The sequence below is a fragment of the Kitasatospora sp. NPDC041917 genome (genome assembly GCF_055589745.1).
Genome location: NZ_JBVJBI010000020.1, coordinates 111,585 through 134,149, shown reverse-complemented (window position 1 = coordinate 134,149; position 22,565 = coordinate 111,585). Strand labels below are relative to the sequence as shown.

Genomic DNA, 22,565 nt, shown 5'->3' with positions numbered 1-22,565 from the left:
CGGTGCCGGACAGCCGTCCTACAGCACGTCGTCCGCGTCGATGATCCGGTACGCGTAGCCCTGCTCGGCCAGGAAGCGCTGCCGGTGGGCGGCGAAGTCCTGGTCCACGGTGTCGCGGGCGACCACCGAGTAGAAGTGCGCCGCGTGGCCGTCCGCCTTCGGGCGCAGCACCCGGCCGAGGCGCTGGGCCTCCTCCTGGCGGGAGCCGAAGGTCCCGGAGACCTGGATGGCCACGGTGGCCTCGGGCAGGTCGATCGAGAAGTTCGCGACCTTGGAGACCACCAGGACGCCGATCTCCTTGTTCCGGAAGGCGTCGAAGAGCTTCTCGCGCTGGGCGTTGCTGGTCTCGCCCTTGATCACCGGGGCGTCCAGGGCCTCGCCGAGCTCGTCCAGCTGGTCGATGTACTGGCCGATGATCAGCGTCTGGTCCTTCTCGTGCTTCCTGACCAGCGCCTCCACCACCCGCCGCTTGGTCGCCGTGGTGGCGCAGAAGCGGTAGCGCTCCTCCGGCTCGGCGGTCGCGTAGGCGAGCCGCTCGGAGTCGGTCAGGGTGACCCGCACCTCGCAGCAGTTGGCGGGCGCGATGTAGCCCTGGGCCTCGATCTCCTTCCACGGCGCGTCGAAGCGCTTGGGGCCGATCAGGCTGAACACGTCGCCCTCGCGGCCGTCCTCGCGCACCAGCGTGGCGGTCAGGCCGAGCCGGCGGCGGGCCTGGAGGTCGGCGGTGAACTTGAACACCGGCGCGGGCAGCAGGTGCACCTCGTCGTAGACGACCAGGCCCCAGTTGCGGGCGTCGAACAGCTCCAGGTGGGCGTAGACGCCCTTCCGCTTGGTCGTCATCACCTGGTAGGTGGCGATGGTGACCGGGCGGATCTCCTTCTTCGTCCCGCTGTACTCGCCGATCTCGTCCTCGGTGAGCGAGGTGCGCTTGACCAGCTCGTGCTTCCACTGGCGGGCCGAGACGGTGTTGGTGACCAGGATCAGCGTCGTCGACTTGGCGTGCGCCATCGCGGCCGCGCCGACCAGCGTCTTGCCGGCGCCGCAGGGCAGTACGACCACGCCCGAGCCGCCGTGCCAGAAGCCCTCGACGGCCTGCGCCTGGTACGGGCGCAGCTGCCAGCCGTCCTCGTCCAGGTCGATCGGGTGCGCCTCGCCGTCCACGTAGCCGGCGAAGTCCTCGGCGGGCCAGCCGAGTTTGAGCAGCACCTGCTTGATCTGCCCGCGCTCGGAGGGGTGCACCACCACGGTGTCGGGGTCGACCCGGGCGCCGACCAGCGGGACGATCTTCTTCGAGCGCAGCACCTCCTCCAGCACCGGCCGGTCGGTGGTGGTGAGCACCAGCCCGTGGGTCGGGTGCTTGAGCAGCTGGAGGCGGCCGTACCGGCCCATGGTGTCCGCCACGTCCACCAGCAGCGCGTGCGGCACCGGGTAGCGCGAGTACGTCACCAGGGCGTCCACCACCTGCTCGGCGTCGTGCCCGGCCGCCCGCGCGTTCCACAGGCCGAGCGGCGTCACCCGGTACGTGTGCACGTGCTCGGGTGCCCGCTCCAACTCGGCGAACGGCGCGATGGCGCGACGGCAGTCGCCGGCCTTGGGGTGATCGATTTCCAGGAGAAGAGTTTTGTCGCTCTGGACGATGAGCGGTCCGTCGTTCACGCGGGGAAGCCCTCCACTGGCTGACAGGGTGGATTGACGCAGACCCTCCAGTGTCGCGCATTCCGCCGCGAGCGTGGGCGGGCCGGTTCCGGGCGGCTACTTCCACTCGTAGAACTTGCCGGTGATCTTGCCTCCGGCGTCCGTCTCGAACTCGAAGACGCCGACGACGCCGTTGAGGCGTTCGAGGGCGGGCGAGGCGGTGGAGAAGAAGATCGCGCCGCGGAAGCCGGTGCCTCCGCCGTCGGTGAAGTGGCCGATGCCGCTGCCGTGCCAGCCGACGCCCTGGCCGTCGGCGGTCATGTCGACGCCCTGGCCCTCGCCGAACAGGGAGCCGTCGGAGCGCAGTTCGGACTCGTAGGTGGCGATGGTGCTGACGGCGGTGCCGTAGTAGCTGCCGGTGCCCTTGATGGACACCTCGACGACCGGGTGCCCGTCTCCGGCGGAGAGGACGCGTCGGCCGGTCTCCTCGCCCTGGATCTCACCGATCAGTTCGCCGAGCATGGTGGGTGCCTCCTTGTCGGAATCCCCTGCTTCCGGACTACGCCGATGGGACCGGCCCGTCAATTACTTCGAGTGACCACGGTGCGTACTCGCTCGTTGAGCCGGCCATGAAGAAGTCGAAGCGTGTTCTCACCGCCCTCGCCCTGATGGGCTCGGCCTTCGCGGCCACCGCCTCCTCGGCCGGTTCGGCCCACGCCCTCGCGGGCATCGGCGAGGGGCCCGGCGGCCTGCTCGCGGCGCCCGGGTTCCTGCTGGCGGACACCGTCACCGGGGGCTCGATGCCGGTCGGGCAGGGGCAGATCGGCAGCCTGGCGGACAAGGCCGTCCAGGACAAGATGAAGGAGGCGCAGCAGGGGCACTGAGGCCCCGTACTCACTCGTCGAGTTCCGCGACGCCGGTGATGCGGTGCAGGGCGAAGGTGCGGAGTTCGTCGGCGTGGTGGTCGAAGGCGGTGACGAAGCCGCCTTCGACCTTGACCGGGTCGATGATGCGCTGGCTGGCGATGCCCTCGGCGTTGAGGTAGCCGATCCACATGCGCTCGCCGAGCAGGACGGCCGTCTGCAGGGCGGCCAGGGTCTCCGCGGCGGCGGTGCGGGGGAGCCGGCGCGGGTCGGAGGCGGGATCGCGGCGGGTGGCGGTGGCCGCGCGGTCGCCGGCCCGGATGGCCTTGATGGCGGCCGCGAGCAGGGTGTCGTCGGGCGAGGGCGGGCCGTCGGGGACGGGCACGGGAGCCGTCCGGGGCGGGGTGCGGTGGCTGTCCGGGCGGGTGATCAGTACGTCGCCCTCGGCGGATTCGGCGGCCGGGGCGTAGCCCATGGTGCGCAGGGTCGCGAGCAGCACGTCCGGGGCGGCCTGGGAGGCGAGGACGGTGGGCGCGAGCAGCCGCAGCCGCAGGTCGGCGGAGCGGCGGTCGGCGAGCACCTCGCCGAGCAGGGACGGGTCGTCGCAGCGCAGGTAGGAGGAGGCGGCGCCGACCCGCAGGACGCCGTGCCGGCGGGCGATGTCGTCGATCAGGTAGGCGAGCGGCTGCGGGACGGGCGTGCGGCTGTGCTGCTCCAGGAAGGACCGCAGGTCGGTGGCGGTGCGGCCGGCGTCGAGGGCACGGCGCACCGAGGCCGGGGTGAAGCGGTAGACGGTGGCGCCGCCCTTGGACTCGATGTCGGCGCACAGGGCGAGGGCCTGGGCGAGCGGGGTGAGCAGCGGGCCGGGGGCGATCGCGGTGAGGTCCGGCTGGAGGATCACGTGGTCCAGCGGCTGGGGGAGCAGCGGGGCGAGCACCTCGGCCGGGTCGGACTCGGCGGTGAGCAGGGCACGGGCGGGGGCGGCCAGGGCGCCGCGGCCGGTGATGCCGAGGAGTTCGGCCTCGTCGAGGGTCCAGGCGGTGAGCTCGTCGCGCAGTTCGCGGCCGTCCGGGCCGGTGGGGCCACCGCGCAGCGGGCGCTGCCAGCGCAGGGTGGGGAGCAGTTCCTCGGCGGTGGCCGGGGTGCCCGGCGGGAGTTCGGCGAGCAGGGCGAGGGCGGCGCGGCGGACGGAGGGGGCGAGGGTGCGGTCGAGTTCGGGGCCGAGGGCGGCGCGCGGCTTGCCCCGGCCGTCCGCGGTGCCGGTGAGGGCGGGGACGCGGGTGGCGGCGAGCCAGGCGGAGGCCAGCACGGACCAGCGCTCGGCGGTGTCCAGGTGCAGCCAGGTGTCGTACCCCGGGGTGGGGGCCCAGCGTTCGTCCACCTCGCCGTCGGGGGCCAGCAGCCCCGCGGTGTAGGCGAGTTCGAGCCAGAAGGCGGTCTGCCGCTCGGTGCTCTCCAGGGCCTGGGCGGTGCGTTTGAGGTCGCGCACGCCGAGGCCGCCGGCGCGCAGGGTCAGCGGTGGGGTGAGGCCCCAGCCGTCCAGCAGTTCCTCGACGGTCTTGACCGCGGTGTGCGCCTGGCCGGCCGCGGCGCCGTCCACGGCCCGGGGGTCGCGCGGGGCGGCGGCGGGCGCGGGCTCGGGCTGGACCGGTTCGACGGTGCGGTGGGTGCGGCCGCCGCGCAGGTGCAGGGCGAGTTCGCGGGGCAGCACGACGCTGCCGGGGCTGTTGGGCAGCAGCAGACCGCGGGCGAGCAGCCACTCGACCGGGCTCTGGGCGTCCTCGGCGGTGACCGGGCGGGCGGCGTCCGGGACGGTGCCGGTGGGCGGGCCCCAGACCAGCCGTTCCAGCAGCCGCCGCGCGGCCTCGGGCGCGGTGTCGAGCAGCGCCGCGCAGCGGGTGCGGTCGGTGAGCAGTGCGGTGAGCGCGGCGACGGCGCTGACCGGGTCCGGGGTGGCGGGCTGTCCGGCGGAGGCGAGCAGCTGCTGCAGCCGGGCCGGGGACATGCCGATGGTGGCGTCGGCGAGGGTGGGGCCGAGGCCGGTGCGGCCCGGGTTGCCGGTGGTCGGGGCGAGCGCCTCGCGGACGGCGAGGACCAGCCGCAGCCCGTTGTCCGGGCCCCAGAGCAGCGCCCGGTCGCGCAGGGTGGCGATCGCGCGCGGCAGGGCGGTGGCGACGGCGGACCGGTCGGCGGGGGTGAGCGGGCTCGCGCCGGGGTGCGGCTTGACCTTCGCCGGGCCGGTCAGCAGGGTGCGGACGGTGCTCAGCGAGGTGCCGTCCGGGGCGGTGGCCAGCGCCTCGGCGACCTGGAGGGTGAAGCGGTCGAGCCGCTCCAGGGCGCGCAGCGCGGAGGCGCGCGAGGAGAGCCGGGCGGACAGCTGGGTGAGGTCGCCGGGGACGGGGTTCAGCAGGTCGGGGCGGGAGCGGAGCAGGGCGGCGAGCGCGTCGTCCGGACGGGCGCGCAGTTCCTCGGCGAGGGTGCGCGGGCCGGTGGCGGACCTGCTCCGGCGTTGAGGGCCCTGCTGTGTGGTCATTCGACCTAGGTTAGTCGGGCGCGGGGACGACGGGGTGTCCCTCGTCCCGCCGCACCCGCGGCGCACCGCGGACCCGCGGACGGACTCGCGCGGGCGGGGGCGGGGTGGGTAGCGTCACGCCGAGGGCGGTTCGGTGGGCGGCCGGTACGGGCGAGGCGGGGTGGTCGGTGATGACGGACGGCGAGTGGTGGCGCAAGAGCGGGCCGTGGAGCGAGCGCTCGGGCGGCGGCCCGGAGGCCGGCGCGGGCTCCGGTTCCGGCGGCGCCGCGGAGGCTCCGTCCGCCCCCTCCTCCGGTCCCGTCCCCGCCCCGGGGCCCGTGCCGGACTTCGACCCCGACAGCGTGTACGACCCGCCGGCGCCGAGCGCGGCCGGCATCCCGTCCGTACCGCTGGACCCGCCGGACCTGGCCACCGCCGAGGCGCGGGCGCACGCGATCCCGCCGCCCACGGTGTCGAGCACCGGCCCGTGGACGATGACCCTCTTCGACTTCTCGGACGGGCCGCGGCCCGCGCCGAAGCCGATCCCCGAGCAGCGCACCGGGGAGGAGGCCGTGCCCGCGCCGGAGCCGGCGGTGCCCGCCGCGGACCTGAGGAAGAAGCCGCGCAGGGGCCGGATCGAGCAGACCCCGGCGGCGCCCGCCGCCCCTGCCGGGAAGGCCGCGGGCCAAGCGAAGGGTAAGGGGAAGGCGAAGGGCAAGGGCCAGGGCCAGGAGGCGCAGAAGGACGCGCCCGCCCGCAAGCCCTCCCCGCTGATCCTGCTCTCCTGCGGCCTGCTGGTCGGCGGGGCGGTCTCCGGTTTCCTCCCGGCCATGCTGGCCGGCTGGGGCCTCGGCTACCTGTCCCGCCAGATCTCCGACCTGATGCGCAAGTTCGTGATCCTCGGCATTCCGCTGGTCACGATGAGCGCGACCACCCTCTACTCCATGCGGCAGGCCAAACAGGCCGGGGGGCAGGGCGGCGGCCTCCAGTCGGGCTCGCCGCTGGGCCAGATCAGCTGGTCGTCGGCCCCGAACGTGCTGCGGCTGGCCGCGGTGCTGTCGGCGGTGGTCCTGCTGCTGCTCGCCATGCGCCGCCGCCCGCCGCAGCAGGGCTGAGCCGGGGGCGGTCGGCGGCGGCCGCCGGGTGACGGCCGTTCGCGGCTCGGCGGCTCCATGGTTCGGGCGCTCACGGCTCGGGTGACGCCGACGACGGGGCACGGGCCGGGCGTCAGTCGTCGGCGAGGTGGACGAGGCGGCGGAAGGTCGCCGGGTCGCCGAGGTGGCCGACGATCCAGTGCGCGACGGTGGCGCGGGTGGCGGTGCCGGCGCGGGGAAGCGGCCGGTCGTAGGAGATCTGCGGGCCCACGGACGGCGGTCCGTCCTTGAGCATCGGTACCCGGACGACCGTCCAGGCGGTGTCGGAGCCGGCGAGCACCGCCTCCATCCGGGCGAGGTCGTGATGGATCTCCCGGTACAGCCGGTCGACCACCAGCCTGGTCACCACCCGCTGGGCGAACGGGAGCCGGCTGGTGTCCAGGCCCGCCGAGCTCATCGTCACCAGGTGCCGGACGCCGCCGTCCCGGACCGCCGCGGTCAGCTCCCGGGCGCCGTCGGAGAAGACGGTGGTGGCCCCGCGGCCGGTGCTGCCGAGGGTGGCGACTACGGCGTCCTGGCCGTTCAACGGGCCGTGCAGGGAGCCGGGTTCGCCGACGTCGGCCCGCGCGGTGAGCGCGCTGCCGTGCGTGTGCGCCGGTAGCCGGGCGGGGTCGCGGGCGACGGCGGTGACGGTGTGTCCGGCCGCCAGTGCGAGGTCGACCACCAGGCGGCCGGTGCGTCCGGTGGCGCCCACGACTGCGATCCTCATCGGTTCCTCCTCAGGATTCCGGGACTCGGGGACTTCGGGACTCGGACGGTCCGGGGTCGGTGCTCGGCCGGTGTCCGGGTCGGGTCGGTGCTTGTCATTCATTCAGACGGACTGTATGAATGAAACCAAGTGAACCACAGCACACCGCGAGTGCAAGTCCAAAGGAGCGATGGGACATGGGAGTTCTGCAGGCTCGGTACCCCGATCTGGCCGGCCGGGTGGTCGTGATCGCCGGCGGCAGCCGCGGCATCGGTGCGGAGACCGCCCGCGCCTTCGCCCGGCAGGGTGCGGCCGTCGCCGTCCTCGGCCGCGACGAGGCGGCGCTGAAGGAGGTGGCCGGGGAGCTGCGGGCGGAGGGCGCCCAGGCACTCGGACTGGTCGCCGACTGCACGGACGCGACGGCGCTCGGCTCCGCCGCCGCGCGGATCGAGCAGGACCTCGGCCCGGTCGACGTCCTGGCCGCCTTCGCCGGCGGCGACGGCTACCCGGTGCCGACCGTCCGCGAGACCGAGGAGCACTGGCGGGCCGTGCTGGACGGCAACCTCACCGCCACCTTCCTCACCGTCCAGGCCTTCCTGCCCGGCCTGCTGGCCCGCGGCAGCGGTTCGATCGTCACCATGGCCTCCACGGCGGGCCGGCTGCCCAGCGGCGCCTCCGCCGCCTACGCCACGGCCAAGGCGGGCGTGCTGATGTTCACCCGGCACCTCGCCCTGGAGGTCGCCGGTGAGGGCGTGCGGGTCAACGCCGTCGCGCCGGGTGCCGTCCGGACCGAGCGGACGGCGGCGCAGATGCCGCCCGAGGTGCAGGCCGCGGTCGCCGCCGCGCACCCGCTGGGCCGCCTCGGCGAGCCGGTGGACATCGCCTCGGCCGTGCTCTTCCTGGGCTCCGACGCGTCCTCCTGGATCACCGGGCAGACCCTGGACGTCAGCGGGGGGCGAGTCATCCTCTGAGCGGTGGGGCCGTCCCTGCGGATGCCGGGGCGGCCCCGCCCGGGGGAACCGATCGGCGATACTGCCAGTTCACGCGGACGAGCGGAACGAGTGGAGGCGAGCGGGATGAGCCCCCGGTCCTACCGGATGGGACAGCGGCAGGCGGAGGTCGACGAGACCCGCGCCCGGATCGTCGCGGCCGCCCGCGCGCACCTGGCCGAGACCGGCGGGGTCTCGCTGGACGCCGTCGCCCGCCGCGCCGACGTCGCCCGGGCGACCGTCTACTACCAGTTCGGCTCCAAGGCGGGCCTGCTGGAGGCGGTCTGCGACGCCCTCGCCGCGCAGGGCGGCATGGCCGGGCTCGCCGAGGCCTTCACCCTGGCCGACCCCTGGGCGGCGGTGGACCGCTTCGTCGAGGTGATGGGCGGCTTCTGGGCGGTCGACCGGGTCTGCACCCGGCGGCTGCGGGCCCTCGCCGCGCTCGACGAGGAGGTGGGCCGGGTCATCGCCGACCGCGACGCCCGCCGCCGCGAGGGTGCCGCCGTCCTGGCCGGCCGGCTGCCCGCCGCCCCGCCGGACGCGGCGAGCCTGCTCTTCGTCCTCACCGCCTTCGAGACCTACGACGCGTTGGAGGCGGAGGCGGAGGCGGGGAAGGGGACGGAGACAGGGACGGGGACGGCGGGCGCGCCGGACGGCGGTGGTGGTGGTCCGGCCGCCGCCACCCCGGCCGTCATCCGTCTGGTCCGCGCCGCGCTCGGTGGGCCGGTGGAGCGGCCGTAGCGGCGGCGGGCCGCCCGTCGGCCCCGGCGCCGCCGGGAGCCGCGCCCCGGCGGCCGCCCCGGTCAGCCGGTCTGCCGCGCGGCCATGCCGAGGATCCCGGCGGTGACCGCCGCGGGGTCGTCGGTGGGCAGCGAGTGTCCCGCGCCGGGGACGATCTCGACCCGGGCGGCGGGCACCAGCTGGCGCAGGCGGTCGGCGACGGCCCGGGAGTCGTGCAGGGCGCTGCGTTCGCCGAGGAGGAAGAGGGCGGGGGCGGTGAGTCGGCCGAGTTCCTCGTCGGTGAGGGTGGCGGCCGGGGGCAGCCGGCGGCGGAAGCCCACCGAGGCGCGGACCAGGGCCATCAGTTCGGTCTCCAGGACGGCGCTGTTGCCGACCAGTCGGGCCAGCCTGGGGCGCAGCGGTCGCGGCGCCATGGCGGCGAGGCCGCCGAGGATCATCCAGGTGTAGAAGCGGCGGTCCAGGTCGGCCAGGCCCGCCGTGTCGACCAGGGTGAGTCCGGCGGTCCGGCCGGGGTGGTGGATCTGGTGGTTGAGGGCGATCCAGCCGCCGTAGGAGCAGCCGACCAGGTGGGCGGTGGGCAGGTCGAGGGCGGTGAGCAGGTCCTCCAGCCAGGCGGCGGCGTCGCGGCCGTCCGTGATGGGGGCGCTCTGCACGCTGGCGCCCGGTTCGCCGACGGTGTCCACGGCGATCACGGGGTGTTGTGCGGCGAGGGTGTCGAGGTGGCCGTGCCACATCAGCGCGTTGCCGCCGGAGCCGGGCAGCAGCACGATCGGCCGTCCTTCGGCGGGGCCGGTGCGGTAGACGCGGGTGGTGCCGTAGCCGGTGGGGACGTCGAGCGGCGTCCACGGCCGGGGCCGCAGTTCGGTCAGCGCGCGCTCGTAGGCGGTGCGGAAGCGGGCTTCGGCCTTGCCGTTCCTGAACTCGCTGATTCGCATGGTACATGTGTATCACATGCATGATACGGGTGTACCAGGAGAACGGGTCGGACGTACGGAGGCCGGAACATGACCGCGAAGGTCGACCACGAGGAACGCCGCCGGCAGATCGCCGAGGCCCTGCTGCGCATCGCCGACACCCAGGGCCTGCAGTCCGCCAGCATGCGGGCGGTCGCGACGGAGGCCGGCGTCTCCCTGCGACTCGTGCAGTACTACTTCACGACCAAGGAGGGCCTGCTCCTGGACGCCCTGGCCAGGCTCGGCACCCAGCTCCAGGCCCGGATAGAGCAGTGGATCGGCCCGGCGCGCGCCCCCCGGGAGGTGGTGACGGCGGTCCTGTCCTGCATCCTGCCGACGGACGCCGAGAGCCGCCGGATCACCAGGACGTACGCGGCGTACTACACGCTGGTCCTCGGCGACCCCGAGGTGCTGGAGAAGCAGGCCGCGCAGCCGCCCGCCGTGCTGGAGGGCTTCCTCGCCAAGCAGCTGCGCGCGGCGCAGCAGGCCGGGGAGATCGGGCCGGAGCGGGACGTCGACACGGTCGCGGCCGGGCTGCTGGCGATGGTCAACGGACTCGGCTCCAGCGTCCTGGGCGGCCAGCGCACCGGTGAGCAGGCGCTCGCGGTCCTCGCGTACCACCTGGACGAGCTGTTCGGCCGGCCGGAAGCCTGCTGAGGGGCCCGGCTCCCCGATCCCCGTCCCGCCGGTTCTCCGCCCGCCGGTTCCCCACCCCGCCGCCTCCCCGCCCCGCCGATCCCGGCGGCGGGCCGGCACCCCTCGCGGCACGGGGGTTAACACCCGTACGGGACGGGTGCTTTCCCCGTTCTGCGGGCGGGCGGGCCGCCGCCAGAATCGGGGCATGCCCGCGCAGCCCGTGATGACGACCGAAGCGCCCGAAGCCCCCTCCCCCCGGCCGGGGAGCGGCGGCAGCGACTTCGCCCAGTTGACCCGCCGGATAGCCGCCGAGGGCCTGCTCGACCGGCGCCCCGGCTACTACGCCGTCCGCGCGGGCCTGGTGCTCGCCGCCTTCCTCGGTGGCTGGTACGCCCTGTTCGCGCTGGGCGACACCTGGTGGCAGATCGGCCTGGCGGCGGCGATGTCCGTCGTCTTCGCCCAGATCGGCCTGCTCTCCCACGACCTGGCGCACCGCCAGGTCTTCGACCGGCGGCTGCCGAGCGAGATCGGCGGCCGGATCGCCGCCAACCTGCTGATGGGCATGAGCTACGGCTGGTGGATGAACAAGCACACCCGCCACCACGCCAACCCGAACCACGAGGAGCGGGACCCGGACGTCGCACCCGAACTCCTGGTGTGGTCCAAGCGGCAGGCCCGGCAGGCGAGCGGCCTCGCCCGGTTCATCGGCCGCCGGCAGGCGTACCTGTTCGTCCCGCTGCTCCTGCTGGAGGGCCTCAACCTCAGCTTCAACAGCTTCCGCGCGCTGCGCAGCCCCGTCATGAAGCGCCCGGTGCTGGAGGGCGTGCTGCTGGTGGTCCACTTCGCCGGCTACTTCGGCCTGGTGTTCGCGGCGCTCCCGGTCGGCAAGGCGGTCGCCTTCCTGGCCGTCCACCAGGCGCTGCTCGGGGTCTACCTGGGGTGCGTCTTCGCCCCGAACCACAAGGGCATGCTGATGGTGACGCCCGGGATGAAGCTCGACTTCCTGCGCCGCCAGGTGCTCACCTCGCGCAACGTCCGCGGCGGGGTGCTCATCGACTCGCTGATGGGCGGCCTCAACTACCAGGTGGAGCACCACCTGTTCCCCAGCATGCCGACCCCGGCGCTGGGGCGGGCCGCCCGGATCACCCGGGAGTTCTGCGCCGAGAAGGGCGTCCCGTACTGCGAGACCGGCCTGTTCCGCTCCTACCGGGAGATCTTCGCCCACCTGCACCGGGCCGGCGAGCCGCTCCGCTCCGACGGGTGACCGTCACCTCCGCCGCGGCGGCCGGCGGTCACCTCCGCCGCGGCGGGAGGGGTGGGAGGGCGTGAACGCCGCTGTCCCGCGCGGGAGCTCGGACCGGCCGACGTCCCGTGCGGACCGGCCGTCCTGCGGTACCGCCCGTACGGTTGCGCGTTCGCGCCCGTACGATGCCCGAGCGGGGTGGGCGGAGGCCGGAGGTGGATGTGGTTCGGTTCTGGCTGCGGTGGGTGATGATCGCGGTCCTGGGGACGGCGGTCGTGTTCGGCGGCTGGGCGGGGTGGCGGCTCTACCGCGCCACGGCCATCCCGGCCCCTCCGGACGTCCCGGGGATCGCACAGGCCCCGGTGACCGGGGAGGCCCGCCGGGCGGCCGAGGAGCGGATGGCCGACCGGATCGACCGGCTGCCCGAACTACTGCCGTGGGCGCAGGGGTTGGGGAGGTCGACGGTCGACGTGTGCCGCACCGACTACCGCGGTGATCTGTTCAGCCGGGGTACGTGGCTGCCGGTGGCCTGCGAGCGGACCGTGAACGTCTACCTGGCCTTCGACGGGGGTGACGTCCGCTCCCGGCTGGCCGATCTGGACCGGTACCTGGACGGCCAGGGCTGGCGCAGCTCACAGAGGTGGAACAGCCTGGTCGCGGCCGACGAGTACGACCACCAGCCACCCGCCGACCCGACCCCGGAGGAGGCGGCGGAGGCGGCGGCCAGGCCGATCGCCCCGTCCGTGGAGTTCGCGCTGGCGACGGGCGAGGCGGTGCGGACGGAACTGGCCGTGAACGTCACCCGGCCGCCCGGCCCCGAACTCCTGACCTCCGGTGAGGACTACTGGTACGAGAAGTACGGAAGCCGGCGCTACCGGAACGACGAGGGGCAGCGGTCCGAGTACCTGACCTGGCAGCCCGTGCGGCCGAGCGAGGTCACGAAGGCGGCCGAGGGCCGGTACGTGGCGGTCCTGGGCTTCACGACCAGGTACGCGCAGCACGAGGCCGGGTAGGGCCGGCCGGCCGCGGCCGGTTCTGTCCCGGGCCTGCCGGGCCCATGCCTCGGGCCCTGCCGGGCCCCGGGCCCGTCGGTCTCAGGCCTTCCGCTCGAAGCCGGCCAGCAGGCCGCGCGGGTCGAAGGTGACCCGGATCCGGGCGATCCTCCCGTCCTCGACGTGCATCCAGTTCGCCGTGGGCGCCGGCGGGGCGATGCTCGTGCACAGCTCGAACCAGGTGATCACCTCGTCGCCCTCGGCCACCCGGACCTTCACGTCGATCTTCTCCAGCACCTGCCCGAGCCCCTTCAGCCCGGCCAGCGCCTCCTCCACCCCGGAGGCCGTCCCCAGCGCGCCGACGAAGTCGACGTCCTCGGCCAGCAGTCCACGGACGGTCTCGAAGTCGCCCGCCTCCCAGGCGGTGAAGTAGGTCTCGGCAAGCTCACGCGCGGTCTTCGTCGTCGTCATGCCTCCATCCTCCCGGCCACCACGACCATCCGTCCAACAGATGAATCAGATGGCTTCTATCTCTGCTGATGATGAAAGAAGGATGCGCTGCGTGACCGGTGGGCCACGACTGTCACGCTGAGTGAAGGTCAGCTGAGGTGGTTTCGGACCGTTCGGGCCGGTAAGGCGCTCATCGCTGGAATGCGAAGGAGGCGTGAATCGTGATCACCGAACAGCAGGCCCGCTCCATGCTGCACCAGCCCGTCCGCGACGTACGGGGCAGCCGGATCGGCAAGGCGGACCACGTGTTCCTCGACGACGTCACCGGCAAGCCGGAGTGGGTCAGCGTCAAGACCGGATGGTTCGGGGCGGGCGAGTCGTTCGTGCCGATCCGCGACGCCCGGGTCGTCGGCGACCACCTGGAGGTGCCGTACCCCAAGGAGAAGGTCAACAACGCGCCGCTGGTGGACGTGGACCGTGGCGGACACCTCTCCGAGCGCGAGGAACATCGGCTCTACCAGTACTACGGCATCGGGGACGGGGCCCGGAAGGCGGCCGACCGGCCCGCCGCGGGCACCGGCACCACTGCCGCGGCCGCCGCTGCCGGAACCACCGTCGCGAGCGGGCACACCGGCACCACGGGCCGCACCGGTGCGGTCGGCACGGCCGGTCCCGCGGGCATGACCGGAGCTGCCGCCGAGACCGGCCGTGCCGCCGCGACCCCGACCGCCACCACGCGTGCCGCCGCGGCTCCGGGCGCCGCCTCCGCCGCCGGGCGGACCGGTGTCCACCCGGGCAAGGGCGGCGTGATGACCCGTTCCGAGGAGCGGATGCGCGTCGGCGTCGAGCGGTACGAAACCGGCCACGCGAAGCTGCACAAGTACGTCGTCACCGAGGAGGAGCGGCAGACCGTGCCGGTGCGGCACGAGGAAGTCCACGTCGAGCACGAACCCATCGCCGAGGCCGACCGCGGTGCCGCGATGACCGGCGAGCTCATCTCGGAGGCCGAGTACGAGGTCACCCTGCACGCGGAGCGGCCGGTCGTGCGCACCGAGGCCGTCCCGGTCGAGCGCGTGCGGCTGGTGACCGAGGAACGCGTCGAGGAGCAGACCGTCACCGGCCGGGTGCGCAAGGAGCGCATCGAGGCCGACCTGCCCGACGGCGGGACGGCACGGACGCAGGGCAAGGAGATCCAGGGCAAGGAGATCCAGAGCAAGGAGATCCAGGGCAAGGACCGCCGCCGGTGACGTCGGCCGGGCCGTGACCGCCCCGCGCGGCCGCGGTCCGTCCCCGCGGGTCGTTCGAGGCGGTCCGTCCCCGCCGGGTCGTCCCGTCAGGTCGCTCGTCCGGCGGACCGATCGGCCGAGCGGATGGAGCGCCCGGTCGAATATCGTCACCGGTCATGGAGATGCACCAGCTGCGCTACTTCGCCGCCGTGGCCGACGAGGGGACCTTCACCGCCGCCGCGGCCCGGCTGCACGTGAGCCAGTCCGGCATCAGCACCCAAGTGGCCAAGCTGGAGCGGGAACTGGGCCAGCTGCTGCTCGACCGGGCGGGCCGGCAGGTGCGCCTCACCCCGGCCGGCGAAGCGGTCCTCCCGCTGGCGAAGAACGCCCTGGCCACCCTCGACGCCATCCAGCACACCGCCGCCGAGTTCGCGGACGCCGTCCGCGGCCGGGTCCGGCTGGGCATGATCACGGGCTGTTCGATCCCGCCCTTCCTGGACGCCGTCGCCGACCTCGGCCGCAGTCACCCCGGCATCGAACTCAGCCTGCACGAGGGGCACTCCGAGGACCTCCAGGCGCAGGTCCTGGCCGGCTCGCTCGACCTGGCCCTGATCGGCTACGCGGGCGAGGTCTTCCCGGGCCTGGAGGCCACCGTCGCCATCGACGAGCCGATCGCCGCCGTCGTCCCGGTCGGGCACGCCCTGGACCGGGCGCGGCTGCGGCTCGCGGACCTGCGGGGCGAGAAGATCCTCTGCCTCTCCCCGGGCACCGGCATCCGTGCCGCCTACCGGGGCTCCTGCCGGCGGCTCGGCCTCGACCCGCGGGTGGACATCGAGGCCAGCTCCCCGGTCGCCCTGCTCCGGCTCGCCGAGCGCGGCGCGGGCGTGGCCGTCCTCAGCCCCTCCTCCGCCGCGGGCGACGGACTGCGGGCCGTCCCGCTGGTCGACGCCGCCATCCGGGCCCGGCTCGGGCTGGTCGCCCGCCGTGATCAACCCTCCCCGGCCGTAGGGCTGTTGATGGCCCGCCTGAGGGAGGCGCTGCGTCAGGGCTGATCCCGTACCGCTCGTGCGGCCCGGCCCGGCCCGGCCCGGCCCGGCCGGGTCCGGTGTCCTCGGCTCAGGCCTTCCCGTGCGGGTCGCGGCCCGAGGCGGCCAGCGCGCGGTCCCACGCGGGGGCGCCCTCCGGCAGGGCCACCGCCTCGGCGAAGCCCGCGTACTGCCGGTACAGCTCGGCGTTCTCCGCCACGATCTCCCCGGTCAGCAGGGCGAGTTCCTCGTCGACCTCGATCCGCCCGCCGGTCGCCCGGGCCACGTCCCAGCCGTGCAGCAGCAGCTCCAGGATCAGCATCCGGGCGATGCCGACGGCCGGCATCGGGGTGCCGCCGAGGTCGACGTCCCCCTCCCAGGCGGCCGGGTCCGCCCAGGCCGCGACCGCGCGCTCCAGCTGGGCCGCGTAGGCGGAGCGCCAGTCGGCGTCGGCGGCGAAGTCCCGCGCGTTCAGCTCCTCGGGCAGCTCGATCCGCCGGGCCCGGTGCTCCAGGCCGTGCGAGGTGTAGAGCACCCAGTGGTTGATCAGCGCGCGGGTGTCGAACTCCGGGCAGGGCGTCGGCGCGTCCAGCGGCTGGTCGGCGGGGACGGCGGCGGCGACACCGGCCGCGGCGGAGGCGGCGCGGGTCAGGAACGGGTGCATCGGGTGGGCGTTCATGGCCTCGATTCTGGGCCGGGCCGCACCGGCGGGTCTTGAAGAAACGCGACGACTAGCCTGGCGGCATGGGCATGGACTCCCCGGCCTCCCCGGACGCCCCCGACCTCGGCCGGGGCGTGCTCCACCCCGCCCGGGCGGCGGAGCTGATCACCGTGGACCGGCTCGCGCCCGACCCGGCCGTGGCGGTGTTCGTCGAGTACTACTGGCTGGTTCGCTGGGACCTGCACGGCCTGCCGCCGTACGAGCAGAAGGTGCTCGCCCACCCCAACGTCCACCTGGTCTTCGAGGCGCCGGGGGCGCGGGTGTACGGGGTGGACCGCTCGCTCTTCGTCCGCCGGCTGGAGGGCGCCGGGCACGTGCTGGGCGCGCGGTTCCGTCCCGGCGCCTTCCGCGCCTTCGCCGGGCACCCGGTGAGCGGGCTCGCCGACCGTTCCGTGCCCGCCGCCGAGTACTTCGGGCCCGGGGCCGACCGGTTCAACGCGGAGGTCCTCGGGGCGCCCGGCGATCCGGCCGCGCTCGCCGACGCCTTCCTCCGCCCCCGGCTGCCCGCGCCCGACCCGGTCGCCGCCGAGGTCGCCGCCGTGGTGGACCGGATCACCCGCACACCGGACCTTCGCCGGGTGGACGAGCTGGCCGCCGAGTCGGGCCTGACCGTCCGCCGTCTCCAGCGGCTGTTCGCCGAGTACGTCGGCGCCTCCCCGAAGTGGGTGCTGCGCCGTGCCCGTCTCCACGAGGCCGCCGAACGCGCCGGTACGGACGGCGGGTTGGACCTGGCCGCGCTCGCCGCCGAGCTGGGTTACGCCGACCAGGCGCACCTCACCCGGGACTTCACCGCGGCCGTCGGCGTCTCCCCGGCCCGTTACGCGGGGGCGCGCCGGACCCCGGCTACGCCCCCAGGAAGCGCTGCAGCTCGTCCAGCACGTAGTTGGCCCCGGTGTACCCGATCCCCTGGAACCACAGCTGGTCGTCCACCGGGAACGCCCGGTGCCCCTTGACGGCTCCCAGCGCCCGCCACCCCGGGCTCGCGAGTGCCGCGGTGGCGCCCGACAGCTCCGGATCGCCGTACGTGGCGTACAGCAGCAGGTCACCGTCGGCCCGGGCGAGCTGGTCCGGCGGGATCGCGAAGTCCGACTGGTCGACGTTCTGCGCGTCGGGCCGGCCGATCTGGGCGTCGGAGAGCACCGTCCCGGGGAAGCTCTGCCGCCCGAACAGCCGGATGCCGCCGCCCTCCACGAACCGCACCAGGCTCACCTTGCGCCCCGACAGCTTCGCCGCCGCCAGCGCCTGCGCGACCTGTCCGGCGTGCTTCTGGTACGCGCCGGCGAAGGCCGCCCCGGCCGCCTCCCGGCTCAGCGCCTGGGCGTGCAGCTGGAAGTCGGCCTTCCACGGCGCCCCGGACGTCTGGGTGAGCACGGTGGGGGCGATCTCCCGCAGCTGCTCGTAGCGGTCGCCGTCGCGGGTCTGGTTGGAGAGGATCAGGTCCGGCCGCAGGGCCCGTACGGTCGGCAGGTCGGGTGCGCCGGCCGGGCCGACCAGCCGGATCCCGGCCGTCCGGGAGGCCGGCCAGTACTCGGGGTAGCTGGTGTCGCGGCCCGGCAGCGCGGCGCCGACCGGGGTGATGCCGAGGGTCAGCGCGGAGTCGAGCACGTCGGTGTCCAGCACGACCACCCGCATCGGCGCGCCCGGCACCACGACCGGGCCGGTGGCGGCGTTCACCGTCACCGGCGGCACCGGGGCCGGGGACGGCCAGGCGCCGGTGGCGAGGCCGTCCGCGGTCCCCGGGGCCGGGTGCCCGGTGGTGCAGCCGGCGGCCGCCGCGAGCGCGCCCGCGCCGAGGCCGGTCAGGAGGGTGCGGCGGGAGATCCGGGGCATCGGCGGTCCTCTGGCGGCGCGGGCGGGTCGGGGCGCCGTCGATTATGTCCGAAATGGCAGCTAAAGTGCCGTTAAGCGGGAGCGCCGTCCGGGGTGAGCGCCGCCCACGGGGCGCCCGGCACGACCAGCGGGGTGCCGGTCACCGGGTCCGGCACCACCACCGAGTCCAGTCCGAACACCTCCCGCACCAGCTCGGCCGTCACCACGTCCCCGGGCGGGCCCTGCGCCACCACCCGGCCGTCCCGCATCGCCACCAGGTGGTCCGCGTACCGGGCGGCCTGGTTGAGGTCGTGCAGCACCGCGACGACCGTCCGACCGCGCTCGACGTTCAGCCGGCGGACCAGGTCCAGCACCTCCACCTGGTGCGCGATGTCCAGGTAGGTGGTCGGCTCGTCCAGCAGCAGGATGTCGGTGCCCTGGGCGAGCGCCATCGCGATCCAGGCGCGCTGGCGCTGGCCGCCGGACAGCTCGTCCATGCTCCGCTCGGCCAGTTCGGCGGTGGAGGTGCGCTCCAGCGCCTCGGCGACCGCCGCCTCGTCCTCCGGCGACCACTGCTGCCACCAGCTCTGGTGCGGCTGGCGGCCGCGCGCGACCAGGTCCGCCACCGAGATGCCCTCGGGGGCGGTCGGCGACTGCGGCAGCAGGCCGAGCCGCTGGGCGATCCGCTTGGTCGGGATCCGCGCCAGCTCCTCGCCGTCCAGCAGCACCGCGCCCCGGACCGGCTTCAGCAGCCGGCCGAGGGCCCGCAGCAGGGTCGACTTGCCGCACGCGTTCGGGCCGACGATCACCGTCACCCGCCCGTCCGGAACGGCCACGTCCAGGCCCTCGACGACCGTGCGCGCCTCGTAGGCCAGGGTGAGGCCCCGGGCCTCCAGACGGTGAGCGGACATCAGGAACCTCCACGGCGGGATCGGATCAGCAGCCACATCAGGTACGGGGCGCCGACCATGCCGGTCACCACGCCCACCGGCAGCTCCGTCGGAGCGAGCAGCCGCCGGGCGATCAGGTCGGCGAGGACCACCACCAGCGCGCCGGTCAGCGCCGAGCAGAACAGCGGGATCTGCGCCGAGCGGGCCAGCCGCAGCGCGATCTGCGGGGCCATCAGCGCGACGAAGTCCACCGGCCCGGCGGCCCCGGCCGCGCACGAGGCCAGCACGATGCCCAGCAGCGCCATGCCGAGGCGGATCCGGTCCAGGCGCAGGCCGAGGCCGACGGCGGTGGCGTCGTCGAAGGAGATCGACCGCTGGGCGCGGGCGGCCCACAGCGCGACCGGCAGGGCGGCGAGCAGCACCCGGGCGAGCCATCCGGCCTGGTCGTAGCCGGCGCCGTTCAGGCTGCCGGTCATCCAGACCTTGGCGGCCTGGGCCTGGAAGCCGTCGCCCTTGGTCAGGAAGACGGAGGTGAGGGAGGACAGCGCGACGCTGATGCCGATGCCGATCAGCACGAAGCGCTGCGCGTGCAGGCCGCGCCGCCAGGCCAGCGCGTACACCAGCAGCCCGGCCACCAGCCCGCCGGCCACCGCCGCGTACGGGGCCTGGCCGGTCGAGCCGACCACGCCGTACGCCATCAGGCCGACCACGGTCGCGGTCGCGCCCCAGGTCACGCCCACCACGTCGGGGCTGGCCAGCGGATTGCGGGCGACGGTCTGGATCAGCGCCCCGGCCAGCCCGAGCGCCAGGCCGACCAGCAGCCCGACCACCACCCGGGGCAGCCGGAACTCGCCGACCACCAGCTCGTGCGGGCTGGGCCGTCCGAGCACCACCTTGACCACCTCGCCCGGCGGGACGGTGGACTCGCCCAGGCAGAGCGAGGCCACCACGGTCGCCGCCAGCGCCACCAGCAGCCCGACGGCGACGGCCACCGAGCGCCGGTGCAGCAGGAACGACGCCCGTCCGGCCCGGACGACGGAGTACCCGCGCAGGGGGACGGAACTCATGCGGCCACCACCTTCCGGCGGCGGACCAGGGCCACCAGCACCGGGACCCCGACCAGGGCCGTCATCACGCCCGCCGGGACCTCGGACGGCGGGAACAGGACCCGGCCGAGGGTGTCGGCGAGCAGCAGCAGTGCCGGGCCGAGGACGGCGGAGAAGGCGAGGATCCAGCGGTGGTCGGCGCCGGCCACCGCGCGGGCCGCGTGCGGGACGGCGAGGCCGACGAAGGCGATCGGACCGGCCGCCGCGACCGCGGAACCGGTCAGGACGGTCGCGCCGAGCGCGCCGACCGCCCGGACCAGGCCGGTCTTGGCGCCCAGCCCCTTCGCGGTGTCGTCGCCGAGCGCCAGCGCGTCCAGTCCGCGCGCCACCGCGACCACCAGCACCGTGCCGACGGCCAGGAACGGCAGCAGCTGCCAGGCCACGTCCGAGGTCCGCCCGGAGAGCGAGCCGACGTGCCAGAAGCGGAACTGGTCCATGGTGGCCGCGTCGGTGGTCAGCACCAGGGTGTTGAGCGAGGCGATGAAGGCGGACGTCGCCGAGCCGGCCAGCGCCAGCTTGATCGGCGTGGCCCCGCCCCGGCCGCGCCCGGCGAGCCCGTACACCAGCGCGGTGGCGATCACGGCGCCGACGAAGCCGAACCAGACGTACCCGGTGAGGGTGGAGACACCGAAGCCGGAGATGGCGACCACCACGCCGGCCGCCGCGCCCTGGGAGACGCCGAGGATGCCGGGGTCGGCGATCGGATTGCGGGTCAGGCCCTGCATGACGGCCCCGGCCAGGCCGAGCGCGGCGCCGACGGCCAGGCCGACGACGGTGCGCGGCACCCGCAGCTCGCGGATCACCACGGCGTTGGCGGTGTCGCCGCCGTGCAGCAGGGCGTCGAGCGTGTCGCCGAACGGGATGGTCCGGCTGCCGACCGCCAGGCTCAGCAGCACCGCGGCGGCCAGGACGGCGAGGGCGGCGGCGAGCCACAGTGCTCGGCGCCGAGGCGCGCGGTACGGCGAGCCGGGCGGTGCGCCGGGCGGTGCGCTGGTGTCGGTCATGGGCCCTCTCCGCAGACAACTCAGGTAAACCTAAGTTCAGCTGAGAAGCCCGGGCAAATCGCCTCGTGGTCCGCGGCGCCGGTTGGGTAGCCTGACGGCATGTCCGCGACCCCACCCGCTCCGCTCACCGTCGGCTTCGACCTCGATATGACGCTGCTGGACACCCGGCCGGGTATCCGCGCCACCTACCTGGCGCTCTCCGCCGAGACCGGCACCTACATCGACGCCGACCTGGTGGTCACCCGGCTGGGCCCGCCGCTGCTGGACGAGATCCGCAACTGGTTCCCGGAGGCCGACGTGGAGCGGGTCGCCGACCGCTACCGCGAGCTCTACCGCGACCACGCCTTCGCCCCGACCGTGGCCCTGCCCGGCGCGCACGCCGCCGTCGAGGCGGTCCGCGCCCACGGCGGCCGGGTCGCGGTGATCACCGGCAAGTACGAGCCGAACGCCCGCCTCCACCTGGAGCACGCCGGGCTGGCCGCGGACACCGTGATCGGCGACCTGTGGGCGGAGACCAAGGGCGAGGCGCTGCGCGAGCACGGCGCGAGCGTCTACGTCGGCGACCACGTGGGCGACATCCGGGGCGCCCGGCACGCGGACGCCGTCGCGGTCTGCGTGCCCACCGGCCCGTACAGCGCGCAGGAGCTGCGCGAGGCGGGTGCGGACGTGGTGCTGGCGGACCTCACCGACTTCCCGGACTGGCTCGCCGCGCACCTGGCCGAACGCTAGCGCCGACCCGCAGCGGCCCGTAGCGGTCAGGCGGGCCCGTAGCGGTCCGCGCGGCCCGCAGCCGGTCCTCGGCGGCCGTCCCGGCCGTCCTCAGGACTCGACGGGCGCGCTCCGGCGGCGCTGGGACCGCGCGTTCAGCAGCAGCCCGGTCAGCGCGGCCAGGAAACCGGCCGGCATCAGCATGCTCAGCCAGTAGGCCGCCGTCGGCAGCGGCGTCAGGTGCAGGAACAGCGGGACGAAGGTGACCAGGGTGGCGAGTGCGCCGACACCGAAGACGATCGCCCCGGCCTTGACGTACACGTCGCCGGGGTCGGTGCTCTGGCTGCTCACGTCTGCTCACTCCTCCGGGCCGGTCGGCACTGTCCCCAGTCTGGCAGAGCGGCGGCCGGGGGCCGCCACCGGAGCGGGTCGGTCACGTTGCGCAGTTTCCCGGCAGCTGAACGTTTTGATCCCTGTTGAGCGGGGGTATGCACGGGGTGCCGAGGGGCGCTACAGGTGCGCCCCGCGTCCTCAGACCCGGGGGGTGTCAGCCGATGGACCGCGCGGAGCCGCGCCCCGGCCGTGCCGGCGCCGGGTTGCCCGTGACCGCGAGATCCCGGTCCCGCCGCCCCGACCGGGCCTCGGAACGCGGATCCCTCGCGGAACGCGGATGAGGCAGTGACGGACGGTTAGTCTGCTCCTGACCGCGTGCCGGCCATGAGCGCCCACGGGCGCCGAGTCGAGGCCGGTCGTTTTTTCCCACCACCCAGTGATCCCCGGCCCGGGCCGGGATCCCCCACACCCATTCGAGGACTGTTCGAGATGCCCACCGGCCAGGTCAAGTGGTTCAACGAGACGAAGGGCTTCGGCTTCCTGTCGCGCGACGACGGCGGCGACGTCTTCGTCCACACCAAGGCGCTGCCCTCCGGTGTCACGTCGCTGAAGCCGGGCCAGCGGGTCGAGTTCGGCGTGGTCGCCGGGCACCGCGGGGACCAGGCGATGGCGGTGCAGCTGCTGGAGGCGCTGCCCTCGGTGGCCGCCGCCCAGCGCCGGAGCGCCGACGACATGGCACCGATCGTCCAGGACCTGATCACCACGCTGGACGCGGTGCTGCCCGGTCTCCAGCGCGGGCGCTACCCCGCCAAGCCGACCGGCCAGAAGCTGGCCGGCCTGCTGCGCGCGGTGGCCGACCAGTTCGACCTCTGACCGTCGGCCGGCCG

Annotated in this window: 24 protein-coding genes; 12 read left to right on the top strand and 12 right to left on the bottom strand. The window is 74.8% G+C overall.

Annotation, left to right across the window (positions count from 1 at the left end):
• Positions 1-18: 18 nt before the first annotated feature.
• Together ACZ6EM_RS24220 and ACZ6EM_RS24215 are read right to left on the bottom strand one after the other, a co-directional pair.
• Entirely contained in the window at positions 19-1,656 is a 1,638-nt protein-coding gene (locus ACZ6EM_RS24220) for a DNA repair helicase XPB (RefSeq protein ID WP_359905817.1), read from the bottom strand.
• Between the two features lie 96 nt (positions 1,657-1,752).
• On the bottom strand, positions 1,753-2,157 hold the full coding sequence (locus ACZ6EM_RS24215) for a hypothetical protein (RefSeq protein WP_401053818.1): 405 nt from the start codon (positions 2,155-2,157) through the stop codon (positions 1,753-1,755).
• 107 nt (positions 2,158-2,264) lie between these two features.
• On the opposite strand from ACZ6EM_RS24215, the gene ACZ6EM_RS24210 reads away from it, so the two are divergent.
• Positions 2,265-2,519, top strand: coding sequence for a hypothetical protein (locus ACZ6EM_RS24210; protein WP_049652328.1), 255 nt, complete (start codon positions 2,265-2,267; stop codon positions 2,517-2,519).
• 10 nt (positions 2,520-2,529) lie between these two features.
• On the opposite strand, the gene ACZ6EM_RS24205 is transcribed toward ACZ6EM_RS24210, so the two are convergent.
• On the bottom strand, positions 2,530-5,031 hold the full coding sequence (locus ACZ6EM_RS24205) for a helicase-associated domain-containing protein (protein ID WP_465773217.1): 2,502 nt from the start codon (positions 5,029-5,031) through the stop codon (positions 2,530-2,532).
• A 170-nt stretch (positions 5,032-5,201) separates the two neighbouring features.
• Between ACZ6EM_RS24205 and ACZ6EM_RS24200 the strand changes: the two genes are divergently transcribed.
• Positions 5,202-6,125, top strand: coding sequence for a hypothetical protein (locus ACZ6EM_RS24200; RefSeq protein ID WP_465773216.1), 924 nt, complete (start codon positions 5,202-5,204; stop codon positions 6,123-6,125).
• A 112-nt stretch (positions 6,126-6,237) separates the two neighbouring features.
• On the opposite strand, the gene ACZ6EM_RS24195 is transcribed toward ACZ6EM_RS24200, so the two are convergent.
• The gene (locus ACZ6EM_RS24195; RefSeq protein ID WP_452179005.1) at positions 6,238-6,873 is read right to left on the bottom strand and encodes an NAD(P)-dependent oxidoreductase; all 636 of its coding nucleotides are present in this window, start codon (positions 6,871-6,873) and stop codon (positions 6,238-6,240) included.
• 176 nt (positions 6,874-7,049) lie between these two features.
• Between ACZ6EM_RS24195 and ACZ6EM_RS24190 the strand changes: the two genes are divergently transcribed.
• Positions 7,050-7,823: an SDR family NAD(P)-dependent oxidoreductase gene (locus tag ACZ6EM_RS24190; protein WP_465773215.1), complete on the top strand. Its 774-nt coding sequence runs from the start codon at positions 7,050-7,052 to the stop codon at positions 7,821-7,823.
• A 105-nt stretch (positions 7,824-7,928) separates the two neighbouring features.
• Positions 7,929-8,582, top strand: a complete 654-nt coding sequence (locus ACZ6EM_RS24185; protein WP_465773214.1) for a TetR/AcrR family transcriptional regulator — start codon at positions 7,929-7,931, stop codon at positions 8,580-8,582.
• 62 nt (positions 8,583-8,644) lie between these two features.
• Here the strand turns inward: ACZ6EM_RS24185 and ACZ6EM_RS24180 are convergent, their stop codons facing one another.
• Positions 8,645-9,517, bottom strand: coding sequence for an alpha/beta fold hydrolase (locus ACZ6EM_RS24180; protein ID WP_465773213.1), 873 nt, complete (start codon positions 9,515-9,517; stop codon positions 8,645-8,647).
• Positions 9,518-9,586: 69 nt separating this feature from the next.
• On the opposite strand from ACZ6EM_RS24180, the gene ACZ6EM_RS24175 reads away from it, so the two are divergent.
• The 3 genes from ACZ6EM_RS24175 to ACZ6EM_RS24165 all read left to right on the top strand — a co-directional run bounded on the left by ACZ6EM_RS24175 (position 9,587) and on the right by ACZ6EM_RS24165 (position 12,427).
• Complete coding sequence (locus ACZ6EM_RS24175) at positions 9,587-10,192, top strand: TetR/AcrR family transcriptional regulator (protein WP_465773212.1); 606 nt, start codon at positions 9,587-9,589, stop codon at positions 10,190-10,192.
• A gap of 202 nt (positions 10,193-10,394) precedes the next feature.
• Positions 10,395-11,435 (top strand): fatty acid desaturase family protein, encoded by a 1,041-nt coding sequence (locus ACZ6EM_RS24170; protein WP_465773221.1) that lies wholly within the window; start codon positions 10,395-10,397, stop codon positions 11,433-11,435.
• Between the two features lie 194 nt (positions 11,436-11,629).
• Positions 11,630-12,427, top strand: a complete 798-nt coding sequence (locus tag ACZ6EM_RS24165; protein WP_401045515.1) for a hypothetical protein — start codon at positions 11,630-11,632, stop codon at positions 12,425-12,427.
• Positions 12,428-12,508: 81 nt separating this feature from the next.
• Here ACZ6EM_RS24165 and ACZ6EM_RS24160 read toward each other — a convergent pair whose 3' ends face one another.
• Positions 12,509-12,877 (bottom strand): nuclear transport factor 2 family protein, encoded by a 369-nt coding sequence (locus tag ACZ6EM_RS24160; RefSeq protein ID WP_360348212.1) that lies wholly within the window; start codon positions 12,875-12,877, stop codon positions 12,509-12,511.
• A 200-nt stretch (positions 12,878-13,077) separates the two neighbouring features.
• On the opposite strand from ACZ6EM_RS24160, the gene ACZ6EM_RS24155 reads away from it, so the two are divergent.
• Both ACZ6EM_RS24155 and ACZ6EM_RS24150 read left to right on the top strand, forming a co-directional pair.
• Positions 13,078-14,103 (top strand): PRC and DUF2382 domain-containing protein, encoded by a 1,026-nt coding sequence (locus ACZ6EM_RS24155; protein WP_465773211.1) that lies wholly within the window; start codon positions 13,078-13,080, stop codon positions 14,101-14,103.
• 155 nt (positions 14,104-14,258) lie between these two features.
• A complete protein-coding gene (locus ACZ6EM_RS24150; protein WP_465773210.1) occupies positions 14,259-15,134 on the top strand; it encodes a LysR family transcriptional regulator in 876 nt (291 codons plus the stop codon).
• A 64-nt stretch (positions 15,135-15,198) separates the two neighbouring features.
• Here ACZ6EM_RS24150 and ACZ6EM_RS24145 read toward each other — a convergent pair whose 3' ends face one another.
• Complete coding sequence (locus ACZ6EM_RS24145) at positions 15,199-15,786, bottom strand: TIGR03086 family metal-binding protein (RefSeq protein ID WP_452179010.1); 588 nt, start codon at positions 15,784-15,786, stop codon at positions 15,199-15,201.
• A gap of 65 nt (positions 15,787-15,851) precedes the next feature.
• Here ACZ6EM_RS24145 and ACZ6EM_RS24140 point away from each other — a divergent pair, with 65 nt between their 5' ends.
• Positions 15,852-16,781 carry a DUF6597 domain-containing transcriptional factor gene (locus ACZ6EM_RS24140; protein WP_452179012.1) on the top strand — a complete coding sequence of 310 codons (930 nt, stop codon included), beginning with the start codon at positions 15,852-15,854 and terminating at the stop codon, positions 16,779-16,781.
• Here ACZ6EM_RS24140 and ACZ6EM_RS24135 read toward each other — a convergent pair.
• From ACZ6EM_RS24135 to ACZ6EM_RS24120, 4 genes are all read right to left on the bottom strand, one after another.
• Positions 16,672-17,658 carry an ABC transporter substrate-binding protein gene (locus ACZ6EM_RS24135; protein WP_401051313.1) on the bottom strand — a complete coding sequence of 329 codons (987 nt, stop codon included), beginning with the start codon at positions 17,656-17,658 and terminating at the stop codon, positions 16,672-16,674. The two genes, ACZ6EM_RS24140 and ACZ6EM_RS24135, sit on opposite strands and share 110 nt — an antisense overlap.
• Before the next feature lie 71 nt (positions 17,659-17,729).
• A complete protein-coding gene (locus ACZ6EM_RS24130; protein WP_401051315.1) occupies positions 17,730-18,548 on the bottom strand; it encodes an ABC transporter ATP-binding protein in 819 nt (272 codons plus the stop codon).
• The gene (locus ACZ6EM_RS24125; RefSeq protein ID WP_452179013.1) at positions 18,548-19,594 is read right to left on the bottom strand and encodes a FecCD family ABC transporter permease; all 1,047 of its coding nucleotides are present in this window, start codon (positions 19,592-19,594) and stop codon (positions 18,548-18,550) included. Before ACZ6EM_RS24125 ends, ACZ6EM_RS24130 begins: the two co-directional genes overlap by 1 nt.
• Positions 19,591-20,637: a FecCD family ABC transporter permease gene (locus ACZ6EM_RS24120; protein ID WP_401051319.1), complete on the bottom strand. Its 1,047-nt coding sequence runs from the start codon at positions 20,635-20,637 to the stop codon at positions 19,591-19,593. The genes ACZ6EM_RS24125 and ACZ6EM_RS24120 overlap by 4 nt, the downstream gene beginning before the upstream one ends.
• Positions 20,638-20,736: 99 nt before the next feature.
• Between ACZ6EM_RS24120 and ACZ6EM_RS24115 the strand changes: the two genes are divergently transcribed.
• Entirely contained in the window at positions 20,737-21,366 is a 630-nt protein-coding gene (locus ACZ6EM_RS24115) for an HAD family hydrolase (RefSeq protein WP_465773209.1), read from the top strand.
• 90 nt (positions 21,367-21,456) lie between these two features.
• On the opposite strand, the gene ACZ6EM_RS24110 is transcribed toward ACZ6EM_RS24115, so the two are convergent.
• A complete protein-coding gene (locus ACZ6EM_RS24110; protein WP_401051325.1) occupies positions 21,457-21,696 on the bottom strand; it encodes a hypothetical protein in 240 nt (79 codons plus the stop codon).
• Between the two features lie 471 nt (positions 21,697-22,167).
• Between ACZ6EM_RS24110 and ACZ6EM_RS24105 the strand changes: the two genes are divergently transcribed.
• Complete coding sequence (locus tag ACZ6EM_RS24105) at positions 22,168-22,551, top strand: cold-shock protein (RefSeq protein WP_401053585.1); 384 nt, start codon at positions 22,168-22,170, stop codon at positions 22,549-22,551.
• Positions 22,552-22,565: the final 14 nt, after the last annotated feature.

Coding starts and splice junctions, on each gene's coding strand:
- ACZ6EM_RS24215 (WP_401053818.1), bottom strand. CDS start 2,157: ATGCTCGGCGAACTGATCGGTGAGATCCAGGGCGAGGAGACCGGCCGA.
- ACZ6EM_RS24210 (WP_049652328.1), top strand. CDS start 2,265: ATGAAGAAGTCGAAGCGTGTTCTCACCGCCCTCGCCCTGATGGGCTCG.
- ACZ6EM_RS24205 (WP_465773217.1), bottom strand. CDS start 5,031: ATGACCACACAGCAGGGCCCTCAACGCCGGAGCAGGTCCGCCACCGGC.
- ACZ6EM_RS24200 (WP_465773216.1), top strand. CDS start 5,202: ATGACGGACGGCGAGTGGTGGCGCAAGAGCGGGCCGTGGAGCGAGCGC.
- ACZ6EM_RS24195 (WP_452179005.1), bottom strand. CDS start 6,873: ATGAGGATCGCAGTCGTGGGCGCCACCGGACGCACCGGCCGCCTGGTG.
- ACZ6EM_RS24190 (WP_465773215.1), top strand. CDS start 7,050: ATGGGAGTTCTGCAGGCTCGGTACCCCGATCTGGCCGGCCGGGTGGTC.
- ACZ6EM_RS24185 (WP_465773214.1), top strand. CDS start 7,929: ATGAGCCCCCGGTCCTACCGGATGGGACAGCGGCAGGCGGAGGTCGAC.
- ACZ6EM_RS24180 (WP_465773213.1), bottom strand. CDS start 9,517: ATGCGAATCAGCGAGTTCAGGAACGGCAAGGCCGAAGCCCGCTTCCGC.
- ACZ6EM_RS24175 (WP_465773212.1), top strand. CDS start 9,587: ATGACCGCGAAGGTCGACCACGAGGAACGCCGCCGGCAGATCGCCGAG.
- ACZ6EM_RS24170 (WP_465773221.1), top strand. CDS start 10,395: ATGACGACCGAAGCGCCCGAAGCCCCCTCCCCCCGGCCGGGGAGCGGC.
- ACZ6EM_RS24160 (WP_360348212.1), bottom strand. CDS start 12,877: ATGACGACGACGAAGACCGCGCGTGAGCTTGCCGAGACCTACTTCACC.
- ACZ6EM_RS24150 (WP_465773210.1), top strand. CDS start 14,259: ATGGAGATGCACCAGCTGCGCTACTTCGCCGCCGTGGCCGACGAGGGG.
- ACZ6EM_RS24145 (WP_452179010.1), bottom strand. CDS start 15,786: ATGAACGCCCACCCGATGCACCCGTTCCTGACCCGCGCCGCCTCCGCC.
- ACZ6EM_RS24140 (WP_452179012.1), top strand. CDS start 15,852: ATGGGCATGGACTCCCCGGCCTCCCCGGACGCCCCCGACCTCGGCCGG.
- ACZ6EM_RS24135 (WP_401051313.1), bottom strand. CDS start 17,658: ATGCCCCGGATCTCCCGCCGCACCCTCCTGACCGGCCTCGGCGCGGGC.
- ACZ6EM_RS24130 (WP_401051315.1), bottom strand. CDS start 18,548: ATGTCCGCTCACCGTCTGGAGGCCCGGGGCCTCACCCTGGCCTACGAG.
- ACZ6EM_RS24125 (WP_452179013.1), bottom strand. CDS start 19,594: ATGAGTTCCGTCCCCCTGCGCGGGTACTCCGTCGTCCGGGCCGGACGG.
- ACZ6EM_RS24120 (WP_401051319.1), bottom strand. CDS start 20,637: ATGACCGACACCAGCGCACCGCCCGGCGCACCGCCCGGCTCGCCGTAC.
- ACZ6EM_RS24115 (WP_465773209.1), top strand. CDS start 20,737: ATGTCCGCGACCCCACCCGCTCCGCTCACCGTCGGCTTCGACCTCGAT.
- ACZ6EM_RS24105 (WP_401053585.1), top strand. CDS start 22,168: ATGCCCACCGGCCAGGTCAAGTGGTTCAACGAGACGAAGGGCTTCGGC.